Annotated in this window: 18 protein-coding genes; 7 read left to right on the plus strand and 11 right to left on the minus strand. The window is 67.6% G+C overall.

Annotated features, from left to right (window positions below; all coding sequences use genetic code 11):
• On the minus strand, nt 1–2,490 hold the full coding sequence (locus SVA_RS17395) for an ABC transporter permease (RefSeq protein ID WP_096462413.1): 2,490 nt from the start codon (nt 2,488–2,490) through the stop codon (nt 1–3).
• On the minus strand, nt 2,490–3,170 hold the full coding sequence (locus SVA_RS17400) for an ABC transporter ATP-binding protein (protein ID WP_096463019.1): 681 nt from the start codon (nt 3,168–3,170) through the stop codon (nt 2,490–2,492). The genes SVA_RS17395 and SVA_RS17400 overlap by 1 nt, the downstream gene beginning before the upstream one ends.
• Between SVA_RS17400 and SVA_RS17405 the strand changes: the two genes are divergently transcribed.
• Nucleotides 3,154–3,789 (plus strand): arylesterase, encoded by a 636-nt coding sequence (locus tag SVA_RS17405; RefSeq protein ID WP_096463020.1) that lies wholly within the window; start codon nt 3,154–3,156, stop codon nt 3,787–3,789. The two genes, SVA_RS17400 and SVA_RS17405, sit on opposite strands and share 17 nt — an antisense overlap.
• Nucleotides 3,790–3,853: 64 nt before the next feature.
• Complete coding sequence (locus SVA_RS17410; protein WP_197703271.1) at nt 3,854–4,246, plus strand: ChaB family protein; 393 nt, start codon at nt 3,854–3,856, stop codon at nt 4,244–4,246.
• A 57-nt stretch (nt 4,247–4,303) separates the two neighbouring features.
• Here the strand turns inward: SVA_RS17410 and SVA_RS17415 are convergent, their stop codons facing one another.
• Nucleotides 4,304–4,828, minus strand: coding sequence for a hypothetical protein (locus SVA_RS17415; protein WP_096462414.1), 525 nt, complete (start codon nt 4,826–4,828; stop codon nt 4,304–4,306).
• Between the two features lie 177 nt (nt 4,829–5,005).
• Nucleotides 5,006–5,563: a hypothetical protein gene (locus tag SVA_RS17420; protein WP_096462415.1), complete on the minus strand. Its 558-nt coding sequence runs from the start codon at nt 5,561–5,563 to the stop codon at nt 5,006–5,008.
• A 139-nt stretch (nt 5,564–5,702) separates the two neighbouring features.
• On the opposite strand from SVA_RS17420, the gene SVA_RS17425 reads away from it, so the two are divergent.
• Nucleotides 5,703–5,969 carry a glutaredoxin domain-containing protein gene (locus SVA_RS17425; RefSeq protein WP_096462416.1) on the plus strand — a complete coding sequence of 89 codons (267 nt, stop codon included), beginning with the start codon at nt 5,703–5,705 and terminating at the stop codon, nt 5,967–5,969.
• Here the strand turns inward: SVA_RS17425 and SVA_RS17430 are convergent.
• From SVA_RS17430 to SVA_RS17445, 4 genes are all read right to left on the minus strand, one after another.
• Complete coding sequence (locus tag SVA_RS17430; protein ID WP_197703272.1) at nt 5,947–6,615, minus strand: hypothetical protein; 669 nt, start codon at nt 6,613–6,615, stop codon at nt 5,947–5,949. The two genes, SVA_RS17425 and SVA_RS17430, sit on opposite strands and share 23 nt — an antisense overlap.
• Nucleotides 6,616–6,640: 25 nt before the next feature.
• Nucleotides 6,641–7,447, minus strand: coding sequence for a ferritin-like domain-containing protein (locus tag SVA_RS17435; protein ID WP_096463023.1), 807 nt, complete (start codon nt 7,445–7,447; stop codon nt 6,641–6,643).
• Nucleotides 7,448–7,599: 152 nt separating this feature from the next.
• Entirely contained in the window at nt 7,600–7,803 is a 204-nt protein-coding gene (locus SVA_RS17440; protein ID WP_096462417.1) for a hypothetical protein, read from the minus strand.
• 204 nt (nt 7,804–8,007) lie between these two features.
• Nucleotides 8,008–8,559, minus strand: a complete 552-nt coding sequence (locus SVA_RS17445) for a pseudouridine synthase (RefSeq protein ID WP_096462418.1) — start codon at nt 8,557–8,559, stop codon at nt 8,008–8,010.
• Between the two features lie 123 nt (nt 8,560–8,682).
• On the opposite strand from SVA_RS17445, the gene SVA_RS17450 reads away from it, so the two are divergent.
• Both SVA_RS17450 and SVA_RS17455 read left to right on the plus strand, forming a co-directional pair.
• The gene (locus SVA_RS17450) at nt 8,683–8,946 is read left to right on the plus strand and encodes a BrnT family toxin (protein ID WP_096462419.1); all 264 of its coding nucleotides are present in this window, start codon (nt 8,683–8,685) and stop codon (nt 8,944–8,946) included.
• 4 nt (nt 8,947–8,950) lie between these two features.
• On the plus strand, nt 8,951–9,574 hold the full coding sequence (locus tag SVA_RS17455; RefSeq protein ID WP_096462420.1) for a BrnA antitoxin family protein: 624 nt from the start codon (nt 8,951–8,953) through the stop codon (nt 9,572–9,574).
• Between the two features lie 84 nt (nt 9,575–9,658).
• Here SVA_RS17455 and SVA_RS17460 read toward each other — a convergent pair whose 3' ends face one another.
• On the minus strand, nt 9,659–10,432 hold the full coding sequence (locus SVA_RS17460; RefSeq protein ID WP_096462421.1) for an exodeoxyribonuclease III: 774 nt from the start codon (nt 10,430–10,432) through the stop codon (nt 9,659–9,661).
• A 74-nt stretch (nt 10,433–10,506) separates the two neighbouring features.
• Between SVA_RS17460 and pyrE the strand changes: the two genes are divergently transcribed.
• Nucleotides 10,507–11,145 (plus strand): orotate phosphoribosyltransferase, encoded by a 639-nt coding sequence (gene pyrE / locus SVA_RS17465; protein ID WP_096462422.1) that lies wholly within the window; start codon nt 10,507–10,509, stop codon nt 11,143–11,145.
• Nucleotides 11,146–11,202: 57 nt separating this feature from the next.
• Nucleotides 11,203–11,760: an SRPBCC family protein gene (locus SVA_RS17470; RefSeq protein ID WP_096462423.1), complete on the plus strand. Its 558-nt coding sequence runs from the start codon at nt 11,203–11,205 to the stop codon at nt 11,758–11,760.
• Here SVA_RS17470 and SVA_RS17475 read toward each other — a convergent pair.
• Both SVA_RS17475 and SVA_RS17480 read right to left on the minus strand, forming a co-directional pair.
• The gene (locus SVA_RS17475) at nt 11,738–12,148 is read right to left on the minus strand and encodes a bactofilin family protein (RefSeq protein WP_169924164.1); all 411 of its coding nucleotides are present in this window, start codon (nt 12,146–12,148) and stop codon (nt 11,738–11,740) included. The genes SVA_RS17470 and SVA_RS17475 overlap by 23 nt on opposite strands.
• A 51-nt stretch (nt 12,149–12,199) precedes the next feature.
• Entirely contained in the window at nt 12,200–12,955 is a 756-nt protein-coding gene (locus SVA_RS17480; RefSeq protein ID WP_096462425.1) for a sulfite exporter TauE/SafE family protein, read from the minus strand.
• Nucleotides 12,956–13,024 lie beyond the last annotated feature (69 nt).

Consider the following 13,024-nt stretch of genomic DNA (forward strand, 5'->3'; position numbering starts at 1 on the left):
CTACAGCTCCCGCAGCACCGACAGCGGGCTCGCACGCACGACGCGCCGGGTGCCGAGGAAGCCCGCGAGCCCCACGATCAGGGCGCCCGCGAGCGGCGCGATCACCCACAGCGGCCACTTGAACGCGTAGTCGAGGTCGAAGACGCGCGTGTAGAGGGCGGCCGCGATGAGCTCCGTCCCGATCGCCGCGAGCAGCCCCGCGAGCAGACCGAGCACCGCGAACTCCGCGACGTGGCCCGCCCGCAGCTGCCCGCGGCTTGCCCCGAGCGTGCGCAGCAGCGCGCCCTCGTGGAAGCGCTCGTCGAGCGTGCTGTTCAGCGCCGCATAGAGCACGGCGAAGCCGGCGGCGAGGACGAAGAGCAGGATGAACTCGATCGCGAGCGTCGCCTGCTGAAGGAGCGAGCGCACCTGCGCCAGCACGCGATCGGTCTCGAGCACGGTGACCGCCGGGAAGGCGCGCACGAGGCTCCCGAGCAACGGCTTGCGCCCGGCCGGGAGATAGAAGCTCGTGAGCCAGGTCGCGGGGTACGCGTCGAGCGCACCCGGCGGGAAGATCATGTAGAAGTTCGGATGGAACGAGTCCCACTGCACGCGCCGCAGGCTCTGCACGCGCGCCTCGAGCTCCTGTCCGCCGATCGAGAACGTGAGCCGATCCCCCGGGCGGATCCCGAGGCGCGCGGCGAGCTGCGCTTCCACCGAGACGGCATCGGCATCCTGGTCCGGCTGCCACCACCGTCCCTCCGCGACGCTGTTGTCCTCCGGCAGCGCCGCGCTCCAGCTGAGATTCAGCTCGCGCTGCAACGCGCCGTCGCCGCGCGCCTCCTTGGTCACGGCGCGGCGGACCGGCGCGCCGTTGATCTCGATCAGCCGCCCGCGGACCATCGGGTAGATCGCGCTCGCGCGGATGTCGTTGTCCCGGAAGAAGGCGTCGAGCCGCTGCACGTCCTCGGGCAGGATGTTGAACGCGAAGTGGTTCGGCGCGTCGGCGGGGAGCTGCGTCTGCCACGTCGCGAGGAGATCGCCGCGCACGAGGGCGATCAGCGCCATCGCCATGAACGCGAGCCCGAAGGCGAGCACCTGCCCGACGGTCGCGCCGCTCCGCCGCCAGAGGTTGTTCATCCCGAAACGCCAGGCGACGCCGACGTGGCGGTGCAGCCGCCGTCCGAGGCGCAGGAGCGTGTGGGCGAGGAGCGCGAGCACGGCGGCGGCGCCGAGCGCGCCGCCGAGGACCGATGCGGTCAGCGTGAAGTCCCCGGTGTAGCGCCAGAGGAGCGCGACGACGGCGACCCCCGCGGCTCCGTAGACGAACCATCCGCTCGCCGGCAGCGGGACGAGATCCCGGCGGAGCACGCGCAGCGGCGGCACGCGCTTCAACCGCAGCACGGGCGGCAGGGCGAATCCGGCAAGCACCACGAGCGCCGTCGCGAGTCCGGCGACCAGCGGTCCGGGTCCGGGCGGGGGCAGGCGCGGGGGCAGCCAGTCCTTGAGCATAAAGAGCAGCGCCTCCTGGGCCGCCCAGCCGATCGCGCCGCCGAGCGCCGCGGCGACGAGCGCCAGAACGAGGAGCTGAGGCAGATAGAGCGCGAGGATGTCGCGCTGCGCGGCGCCCAGGCAACGGAGCATCGCGCTCACGTCGTAGTGGCGCTCGCTGTAGCGCCGCGCCGCCATGGCGATGGCGACGGCCGCGAGCACCACGGCGATCAGGCTCGCTAGGCCGAGATAGCGCTCGGCGCGTCCGAGCGCGCGCCCGACGGAGGCGTTGCCCGAGCGCGGGTCGTGCAGCTCCTCGTGGCGATCGAGCCGCGGGCGCAGCCACGCGCCGAAGCCTTCGAGCGCGGCGGCATCGCCGGCGTAGAGCGCGCGCCAGGTGACCCGGCTCCCGGGCTGGACGACCTCGGTGCGGGCGAGGTCGTCGTGGTGGATGAGCACGCGCGGCGCGAGCGCGAAGAAGTTGCCGGCGCGCGTCGGCTCCTGCGTCACCACGCGCGTGACGGTGAATCCGGCCGCGCCGATCTCGAGGCGCCCGCCGACCTCGATCCCCAGCGCGGCGAGGAGGCGGGCCTCGACCCAGGCGGTGCCCGGCGCCGGGATCTCGTTCGTTGCGGCGTCCTCGGTGTACGGCTGCGGCGCGACCCGCAGGCTGCCTCGCAGCGGGTAGCCCGGCGAGACCGCATGCACCGCGCTCAGCTGGAGCTTCTCGCCGCTCACCGCGACACTCGCGAACTCCGCGGTGTGCGCCGTCTCGAGCCCCCTCGCTGCCGCTTCGTTCAGCGACTCCGGGGAAAGCGGCTGCGAACTCGCCAGGATCAGATCCGCCCCGAGCAGATCGGCCGATTGCTCGCTCATCGCCCGCTCGATGCGGTTTCCGAAGAAGCCGATCGTGGTCGCCGCCGCGACGGCGACGACCAGCGCGGCGACGAGAAGCGTGAGCTCCCCCGAGCGCCAGTCGCGCGCGAGGAGCTTGAGCGCGAGGGCGGTCCTTCCGCGCATCAGTTCGCCCGCTCGGCCAGCCGGCCGGCATCGAGATGGATGTGCCGGGTGCAGCGGGCGGCGAGGCTCTCGTCGTGCGTCACGAGAACCAGCGTCGTCCCGCGCTCGGCGTTGAGCTCGAACAGCAGCTCGATGACGCGCGCGCCGGTCGCGGTATCGAGGTTGCCGGTGGGCTCGTCGGCGAAGAGGATCGCGGGCCGCGTGACGAACGCGCGCGCGATGGCGACGCGCTGCTGCTCGCCGCCCGAGAGCTGGCGGGGATAGTGGGCGAGCCGCTCGCCCAGGCCCACGCGCGCGAGCAGCTCGCGCGCCCGTTCGGTCGCGTCCCTGCGGCCGGCGAGCTCGAGCGGCAGCATCACGTTCTCGAGCGCGGTGAGGCCGGGCAGCAGCTGAAAAGACTGGAACACGAAGCCGACCAGCTCGGCGCGCACGCGCGCCCGACCGTCCTCGTCCAGCGCCTCGAGCCGGTGCCCGTTGAGCCGGACCGACCCCGACGACGCCACGTCGAGCCCGGCGAGCAGGCCGAGCAGCGTGGACTTGCCCGATCCCGACACGCCGATCACCGCGACGCTTTCGCCCGCCTTGATCTCGAGACTCACGCCCGTCAGGATGTCGAGCGCACCGGCCGCGGTGTCCACCCGCTTCCCGAGGTTTTCCGCGACGATGAGACTCCCGTTCACCTGTCCTTCCATTTCTCTCCGCCTTGTCTTCGTTCTCGCGCTACTGCTCGCGCCGGGCGCCGTGCTCGCGCGCACGATCCTGGTCGTCGGCGACAGCCTGAGCGCGTCCTACGGGATCGACGTCGAATCGGGTTGGGTGGCGCGGCTTCAGCAGCGGCTCGAGGAGCACAAGCTCAATTATAAGGTGATCAACGCCAGCATCAGCGGCGACACGACCGCGAACGGCCGGGTGCGCCTCCCCCGCGCGCTGGCGCAGCACGAGCCCGCGGTCGTCGTCCTCGAGCTCGGCGGCAACGACGGGCTGCGCGGCCTCCCGCTCGAGGAGATGAAGCGCAACCTCGCCGCCATGATCGAGGAATCGAAGAAGAGCGGCGCCGAGGTGGTGCTGATCGGCATCCGCCTGCCCCCGAACTATGGACCGCGCTACAACGAAAGGTTCCGGGCCGTCTACGAGGATCTCGCCGCCCGCTACCGCCTGCCGCTGGTGCCCTTCCTGCTCGACGGCGTATACGAGCAGGACGGCCTCATGCAGCCGGACGGCATCCACCCGACCGCCGCCGCGCAGGCGCGCATGCTGGACAACGTCTGGCCGAAGCTCCGGCCGGTCCTGAAGCGATAACCGCCCGCCGTCGATTGTCGGCATTGAGACCGAGGGAAGGTCTCCGGCAGATTGAGGCTTTCCGGTGCGAGACATCGTCGAGTATCCGGTGAGCATCCCGGGCACCATCCTGAGATCCGACAAGCACGCACAGCGTCTCTGGAAAAAGGCGCACGACAGCGCCGTGCGCACCTACGGCGAGGGCGGCCGCGCCCACCGGGTCGCCTACGCCGCCCTCAAGCACGAGTACCGGAAGTCGGGCGACAAGTGGGTGCCGAAGGGCTGGAAGGGCCCCTCCGATCCGCAGGCTGCGCAGGGAGCCGGCGCGAAGCCGAAGCCGACTGCACGCGGCAAGGTGGCGGGCACCGAGAAGGAAGCCCGGCGCAAGGCGAAGGAGGCGCGGAGCGAGTACGCGCGCGACTACCGTCGGCGCCGATCGCGCGCTTCGACGAAGAAATCCGGCCGCAGAAAGAAGTGAGACGACAGGCAAAGAGCCCGCGCGGGCTCTTTTGCTTTACTGCGATTCCTCGCCCGGTCAGAGCGACGCGTACGCGGACCTCGGTTCCGAGCCGCGCAGGATCTGGATCACGGTGAGCACGGCGAACTCCTCGTAGAGTCCGCTCAGGAGCTCCGCCGGCGCGTTCGTGTCTCCGAGCGCGTACGAGGCGTAGACGTCGAACGCGTACAGCGGCCGGCCGGACGGTTGCTTGAGCGTCACCTTGCCGGTCACGACGTTGCCCGCGCCCTTCGCCGATCGGCCCCACTTCGGCTGCGGCCCGAGCCGCACGTCCGTCACCTCGACGGTGACGCTGTAGCCGCTGCCGCGATCGAAGAGCTGCTGCTCCTTCAGCGCGCCCAGCACGGTCTGCTCGAAGCGACGGAGGTCGAACGTGCCCTCCTCCGCGAGCTTCACCTGAACGCTCGGGCTCATGCTCACGCGCAGCGCGCCGAACTTCTGGCCCTGATACTGCCACTGGGTCGACGTATTCTGCTCGCGGCTCGCCGTGCTCGCGCAGGCGGCGAGGCCGAGGGCGAGCAGCAGCGCGAGAAAGGCTTTCACGACTGTTTTTCCTGGACGCACGACGCGCATCTCCGAAAGGACTCTTGCCCGTACTTTGCAAAACGCATGCCCAGCTAACTCTAGGCAAGGCGTCGGGAACGCGCGGGCGCGGAGCGCGAAAAAATTTCCGGCCCGGCGAACTGGACAAGCGCCGGCGGTTGGACTACGGGGAGGCGGTCAGGGAGTCGGCGCGCGGGGCGGCGACGCGGCGAGGGCGGGGCCGGCGCCGTTCAGGATCTCTTTCACCGTGAGCTCGGCGAACTCGTCGTAGAGCCATTCGGTGCGCACGCTCGCGGGCAGCGTGACCCATCCGGCGAGGGCGTTGTACGCCTTGACCACGAAACTGTGCAGTCGCCGGCCGCTCGCGGGCTGGCGCACCGTGACGTGACCCACCACGCGGTCCGCGCCGTACACGAAGCTCAGCATGAACGCCCAGAAGGTCGAGCGCACGCGGAGGTCGGTCACCTGCACGTCCAGCTGGTACGGACTCTCCCGGCTGAGCAGCCCGCGCGTCTCCAGCGCCTGCGCCATCGCCGCCTCGAGCTGCCAGGGGTCGAACTCGGTGTGGTCCTCGAGCTTTCGTTCGGCCTTCGGCGTCAACGTCACGCGCACGGCGCCGAACTGCTGGCCGCCGTAGTACCAGTCCGCGCCCGGGCGGCGCGTGACGGTGCTCGCGCAGGCAACCAGCCCGAGCACGAGCACGACGAGCAGGCCCCACCCGATCTTCGCGTTCACGCGTCTTCCCTCTCTGTTCGCGGTGCCGCGACGCCGTGCAACGCCGACACGGTCCCAGGGGTCATCGCGGGCGGCCGCTCCCGATTTGCGGCCGATTCGGTGAGAATACGCCCTTCATCGATAGCGCGTTACGGAGCCCATGGCAAGAGTCAAGGTCTACGGGACGGGCGTGTGCCCGCTGTGTCAGAAAACCAAGGTCCTGCTGCGCAAGTGGCAGGTGCCCTTCGACGAGGTGCGGATCGACCTCGACAAGTCGGCGCTGCGCGAGTTCGCGGAGGTCACGAACAACGCCCGGACGGTGCCGCAGATCGTGATCGACGGCCGGTGCATCGGCGGCTTCACCGAGCTGACCGAGCTGCACATGGAGGGTGGGCTCGACGGGCTCATCGAGGGGGAGACCGGCTAGGGCCGTCCTCCCTTCCGGGCCGTGGTCCCGGCCACTTTCGGAGCAGCCGGTCGGTCGGCAGGTAGACGACCAGCGGAAAGGCCGCCATCAGGAACCCCACCCACAGCCAGCCGGGCATCCACGGTTGAGGGACATGGTCTCCCCAGCCAAGCGCCCAGTTGACGTTGTTCTCCGGGGTCGCGACGAGCGCGCTCGCCGGCAGCACCGCCCACGCGAGCAGCGTCTGCGCGCGCAGCGCGCGCTCGTCGTAGCCGAGGCGGTACACCGTCCAGAGCAACAGGGGCGGCAGGAAGACATGGAAGAGCGACAGACCGCGCACGGCCAGCGGTATCGACGGGTCGAACATGTAGCCGGCGAGGCCGACGACGTCCGTGCCGGTGAGGAGCTTGCCGAAAAATCCGACGTTCCAGGCGAGCTCCGGCAGCAGCACCCCGAGCGCCATCATGCTCGCGAGCAGCCGGTGCTCGAACCAGAGCACGATCAGCACGCCGAAGAGCGCGACGTCCGAGAACCAGAGAAAGTTGGCCGGTCCGTGCGCGACCCAGTAGACCGGGACGAGCAGCCCGACGAAGACCGTGTAGGGAACCTTGATCCAGGGCGGGAAGTGGCCGTCCAGCGCCTTCCGCCAACCGAGCTCCGCCGTCATGCGACCCTCCGGGATCGCGAGCAGTCTAGCGCCCGGCGGCCAGCTCTTCGATCAGATCGAGCTCCTGCTCGGTAAACCCCGCACGGCGGCGCGCGACGTGATCGAACGGGCCCCGCAGCCGGGGGCCGTCGTACTCGCGCAGCAGCCGGCGGAAGGTCGCGACGGGATCGAGGCCGCGTTCCCCGCAGAGATACCGGTACCACCGGCTCCCCACCGCGACGTGACCGATCTCGTCGCGCTGGATGATCGCCATGATCTCGACCGCACGGGCGTCGCCGCACGCGCGCAGCTTCGCGATCAGGGTCGGCGAGGCATCGAGGCCCCGCGCCTCCAGCACGCGGGGCACGAGCGCCATGCGCGCGAGCGGATCGTGCGCGGTCTTCACCGCCATCTCCCAGAGCCCGTCGTGCGCCGTGAAGTCGCCGTAGTCGTGACCGAGCGCGCGCAGGCGCTCGCGCAGCAGCGCGAAATGATGCGCCTCCTCGGCCGCGACCCGGACCCAGTCGCCGTAGTACTCGAACGGCAGGCCGCGAAACCGGTACACGGCGTCGAGCGCGAGATTGACGGCGTTGAACTCGATGTGCGCGAGCGCGTGCAGCAGCGCGGCGCGGCCCTCGGGCGTCGAGACCTGCCGGCGTTCCACCTCGCGCGGCGATACGAGCCGCGGGCGCGGCGGACGGCCCGGCACGGCAATCGGCTCCGGCGCGGAAACACCGTCGCAGACGCGCGGCCGCTTCTCGGGCCAGCGCGCGTCGAGCTCGCGCACGCGGGCCAGCTTCGTTTCCGGGTCGCGCTCCATGAGGCAGCGCTGCGCCTGGGCGTGAACATCCATGGCCGGATTTTGCGCGATCGCCGCCGGCGCCACCACGGGTGAGGCGGCGCGACGCATTCGGAGGAACGAACCAGGAAAGGGAAACGCGAAACGACGGGGGGTAGAAGCGATGGAAAACCGCCGGCCGGCGAACCGGCCGGCGGTTCGCGCACTCAGGCCTTCTGTGCCTGCGGCTCCTGACGCATGCCGAGGAAGAACAACACGGCACCGACGGCGGCGAGCCCGGCGCGAATCGCCCAGCCGATCGCCGGACCCCAATTGTCGACCCACATCAGCAGCTTGAACTCGAAGCCCACGAAGTTCAGCGCCATGGAGCCGAAGCCAAAAATCATCAACCACAATCCCAAAGTCTTCATCTTGTTCTCCTCGAACGGTTGGAATCGACCGTTCCGGTTCGTGCCTCCCTCCGGTTGACGGCCTGCCCCTCAGCATAGACGGCGCCCCGGGTTGTCAACGCCGACCCGCCTCAAGCCACTGTTTTGGCTTGTTTTTGTCTCTCCGGCGGAGACGGCGCGACGTAGACGGGCGTCAACTGCCCGAGGGAAGGAAACCTGCCGCAGTCACCGGGTGAAGACGGGCGCCACGTCGCGCCACTCGCCCGGCGCGAGCTTGTCGAGGAGGTACGGACCCACGGCCACGCGCACGAGGCGCAACGTCGGATAGCCGACGGCCGCCGTCATGCGCCGCACCTGGCGGTTTCGGCCTTCGGTGAGGATCACCTCGATCCAGCTCGTCGGTATGTGCTTGCGAAAACGAACGGGCGGCTCGCGCGGCCAGAGCCCGGGTTCGGAAAGACGGCGGACCTTCGCCGGCCGCGTCCGCCGGCCATCCAGCATCACGCCGCGACGCAGCCGCTCGAGCGCCTCCTCCGTCGGCACCCCCTCGACCTGCGCCCAATAGGTCTTCGGCAGCTTGTGCCGCGGATCGGTCAGGCGGTGCTGCAGCGCGCCATCGTCGGTGAGGAGCAGCAGCCCCTCGCTGTCCTTGTCGAGCCGCCCGGCCGGATGCACGCCGGGTAATCGGATGTAATCAGCGAGTGTCGGCCCATAGGCACTCACACGAAACTGCGTGAGCACGCCGTAGGGCTTGTTGAAAAGAATCAATTTTTCCACGCAGTACCTTCCTCACCTGCCATGTGGCAACGGGGCAAGAACGACCCCCCTTGACGGGGTTGCCCCATCGCTTTAGTTGTATGTACTATGTACATACAACAATTCCAGTACGAGTAGCCCGCGATGGAGATCGAATGGGACCCCGAAAAAGCGGCGGCCAATTTTCGAAAGCATGGTGTGCGGTTTGCCGAAGCGGCGACTGTACTGGACGACCCATATGCGAAGACGACTGAAGATAACGACCATGACGAACCGCGGTGGATCACTTTAGGAAGTGATTCGACAGGGACCGCGCTCATTGTGGTGTGGGCATTGGCAGGCGAGAACATTCGGTTGATCTCCGCCCGCAAGGCATCGGTTCAAGAAAAAAGTCAGTACGAGCGGTGAACCAATGAAAAGCGAATACGACTTTAGCAAGGCAAAGAAGGGCGCTGTAGTTCCGGCAGAGGGAAAAGAACGGATAACGATTCGTCTAGATAAGGATGTCCTCGAACGGTTTCGAGAGATTGCCGACAAGGAAGGACGTGGTGGCTACCAAACGCTGATTAATCGAGTGTTGCGGCAATATCTTGCGGAACTGGAGACCAAAGACGCCCAAAAAAGATTGCTTGACGACGAAGTCGGCTCGAAAAGGGCTTATGCCATTGCGGTCAAACAAGTACTAGATAAGGCGATAGCGGACCAGTGGGAACTAGAGAATAGCCCTCTGAAGACTTTTCTATCAAACGAGTTAATTACTCCTGATCCGTTAATCTTCGACGCTTTTGCTAGCACTGCACTTTGGGAGTTGGCACTCGGGGTTGTAAAGAGCAGCACTGGTAAGGCGTTTTCTGATTTTTTACTCTCTTCAGTTTCCGTAGCGAAGATATTTAGTCCAAAAGTTTTCGAAGCCAAGGAGATGCAGGAAATCTATCGAGCGCACGCAAGCAGAACGGAAGTGGAACAATTAAGCCTTCGTGGGTTCATCAATTTGCTCATTGAAGTTTATACGAGACGTGCACACGGTCGGATTTAGCTTCGTTCGGCGAGGCATCATCAAGTTACTCAGATCGCCCGCCTAGGCTGTGTGCAGGGAAAACAGTAGGAGCATAGCCGCCATTTAGAGATCGAAGTCGTAATCGATTAATAGTGGGGCGTGATCCGAGAACCGCTTCCTCTTATATATGGACTCGTCCTTCGCTTTCGCCGCGATCCCCGGCGTCGCGATCTGGTAGTCGATGCGCCACCCGACGTTCTTCGCCCACGCCTGTCCGCGATTCGACCACCAGGTGTACTGCTCCGGCCTCTGATTGAGCTTGCGGAAGACATCAACCCAGCCGAGCTCGTCGAACACCTTCGTGAGCCACGCGCGCTCCTCGGGCAAAAAGCCCGAGTTCTTCTGGTTGGAGCGCCAGTTCTTGAGGTCGATCTCCCTGTGGGCGATGTTCCAGTCGCCACAGAGGATGTAGTCGCGGCCGTCGCCGCGCAGCTTCTTCAGGAAGGGATAGAACTCGTCCATGAAGTGGAACTTCACCTTCTGGCGCTCGGGGCCGCTCGAACCCGAGGGCAGGTACACCGAGACGACGGACAGCGTGCCGAAGTCGACCTGCAGATAGCGCCCCTCGACGTCGAAGTCCGGGATGCCGATGCCGAGGCGCACCTTGTCCGGCTGCTTTTTCGCGTAGATGGCGACGCCCGCGTAGCCCTTCCTCTCCGCGCAATGGAAGTAGCCGTAGTAGCCCCTGGGGCCGAGCATCTGCCGGGTGCACTGGTCCTCCTGCGCGCGGATCTCCTGCACGCAGACGACGTCGGCGTCCTGGCGCCGCATCCAGTCGAAGAAACCTTTCCTGGCGGCCGAGCGGATGCCGTTCAGGTTTAGGGTGATGACGCGCATGGGAGCTCCGGTCAGAGGCGGCGGAATGATACCCGCTTTCCCCTGCTCCGGGCCGACCTTAAAATGGCCCGCGCATGAAGCCTTATCAGCGCGCCTTTCTCGAGTTCGCCATCGACTGCGAGGCGCTGCACTTCGGCAGCTTCACCCTCAAGTCGGGTCGGATCAGTCCCTACTTCTTCAACAGCGGGTTGTTCAACACCGGCGGACGGCTCGCGCGGCTCGGGCGGTTCTACGCCGATGCGATCGAGGACAGCGGGCTCGACTTCGACATGGTCTACGGGCCGGCGTACAAGGGCATCCCCCTCGCCACCGCGACCGCGGCGGCCCTGGCGGAGCGGGGGCGCGACGTGCCCTACGCCTTCAACCGCAAGGAGGCGAAGAAGCATGCGGAGGGCGGGCTCATCGTGGGTGCCCCGCTCGCCGGCCGCGTGCTCATCGTGGACGACGTGATCTCGGCGGGGACCTCGGTTCGGGAATCGGTGGATATCATTAATACCCTCGGTGCGCGGCCGGCCGGGGTCGCGATCGCGCTCGATCGGCAGGAGCGGGGACAGGGGACGCTGTCGGCCGTGCAGGAGGTGGAAAAGGATCTGGGACTGCGGGTGGTCAGCATCGCCGACCTCGATACCCTGCTTTCCTGGCTTGCACAAAAAGACGGGGTAGAGGAGCATCTAGAGGCGATCAGCGCCTATCGTCGCCAATACGGCACCTGAGTTCCAGGGTAGTTCGGGTCGTCGTTGCTGTTTTGCGGGTCACACCGCGGAGCCACGATGATTGTCGTTTCCCAGACCGTCTACATCGAGGCACCCGTCGAGCGGGTGTTCGCCCTCATGGCCGATCCGGCCGGGCGCTCGCGCCTCAATCCCACCGCCGCCCCGCTGGTGGCCGAGATCGAAGGGGGCGGGCCGCTCGCGCTCGGGAGTCTCTGCCATTACCGCCTGCGTACCGCCGCGGGCATCGTCGACTACCGGACGCGCGTGCGGGAGTTCGAGCCGCCTCATCGTATCGTCTCCGTCTCCGAGACCGCGGTGCCCTTCGAGGTGAAGGTCGAGCTCGCGCCCGCCGCGACGGGAACCCTGCTCACCCAGACTGAGATCTTCGAGCCGTCGGAGGCCATGCTCCGGGGCGCGCTGGCCGACCGTCAGTCGAACGGGATCGTGCAGCTCGCCTACCGGCTCTACCTCTGGCTCGACACCGACGCGGCACTGGAGTTGCGGCAGCGCCAGGAGCAGCTCCTGCAGCAGCAACTCGAGGCCAACATGCGGAGCTGGCTGGGCTCCATCAAGGAGCACTTCGAGCGGAAGGTCAGGACGAGCGTTTCTCGCTGAAATGGACTAGCTCGGGCCGCGGGCGCATGCGGATCTCGCCCTCGTAGATCGCGCCCTCGGCCATGGCGATGACCGGGCTCGTGATGTGGCCGCGGATCCGCGCCGTCGGCAGGAGCTCGAGCTTCTCGCGCGCGCTCACGTCGCCCACGACCTCCCCGGCGATGACGACGTGCGTCGCATCGATGTCGCCGACCCAGCGCGCCGTGCCGGCGACCAGCAGGTGCCCGTCGAGCGCACACGCGCCCTCGACCGCGCCGTGCACCGCATAGGTGCCGGTCCCGTTGATGTCTCCCCGGTAGAGCGCGTCGATGCCGATCACGGTCTCGAATTCGACGCGATCGAGCGTGCGGCGCTTCCTCTTGATGCCGAGCAGTGAGCCTAGACCCAAGTCACGCTCCTCCCTCCCCGCACTAAAGCGCAAAGCGCGGGACCCCGCAAGTCAGCCGAGAATGAGTTTGATGCCGATCATCAGGGTGACGAGCTCGTACGCGCGCTTGATCCAGCGGTTGCCCCGCTTGATCGCCCAATGGGCCCCGATGTAGCCGCCGAGCAGCGAGCCGCCGAGCAGCACCGGCAGCCAGTCCCACCGGATGTCGCCGAGGAGCCCGAGGGTGATCGCACCGGTGCCGTTCCAGAAAAGACCGACCAGCACGAGCGTGTGCGCTACGGCGCGCCGGTAGTCGAGCCCGAACCAGCGCACCAGCCACAGCGTGCAGAAAAGCCCCGTGCCGGAGGTGAGCGAACCGTTGAGCACGCCGATCACGAAGAGCACGACGCCGCCGAAGAGATAGCGCCCGCCCTCGCGGTTCACCGGAGCGTGCTCCAGACCCAGGCGCCGGTTGAGGACCGAGTAGACGCCGAGGCCGATGGTCAGCAACCCGAGCGAGACCTCCGCCCAGCGATCGGGGACGTCGAGAATGAAGGCCGCCCCGAGCACGACGCCGGGCAGGCCGGCCGCCAGGATGTACAGGGTGAGGCGCCGCTCCAGCGACCTCTCGCGCAGGTGTCGGAGCGTGGCGCCGACGCCGAGCGCGACGCTCGCGACCTTGTGGGTGGCGAGGGCCACGCCGAAGGGAAGCCCGAGGAAGATCAGCGCCGGGAACTGCACCAGGCCCGCGCCCCCGCCGGAGAACGCCGAGAAGACGTTGGCGACGAGCGAGATCAGAAAGAGCAGCACCTGCTCGGACCATTCCACCCCGGTCGCCCTCCCCTGCGAAACGCGCGCGATTATGGCACAGGGCCGACGGGAGGCCCGACCGGCGGG

Source organism: Sulfurifustis variabilis (genome assembly GCF_002355415.1).
Lineage (GTDB): Bacteria > Pseudomonadota > Gammaproteobacteria > Acidiferrobacterales > Sulfurifustaceae > Sulfurifustis > Sulfurifustis variabilis.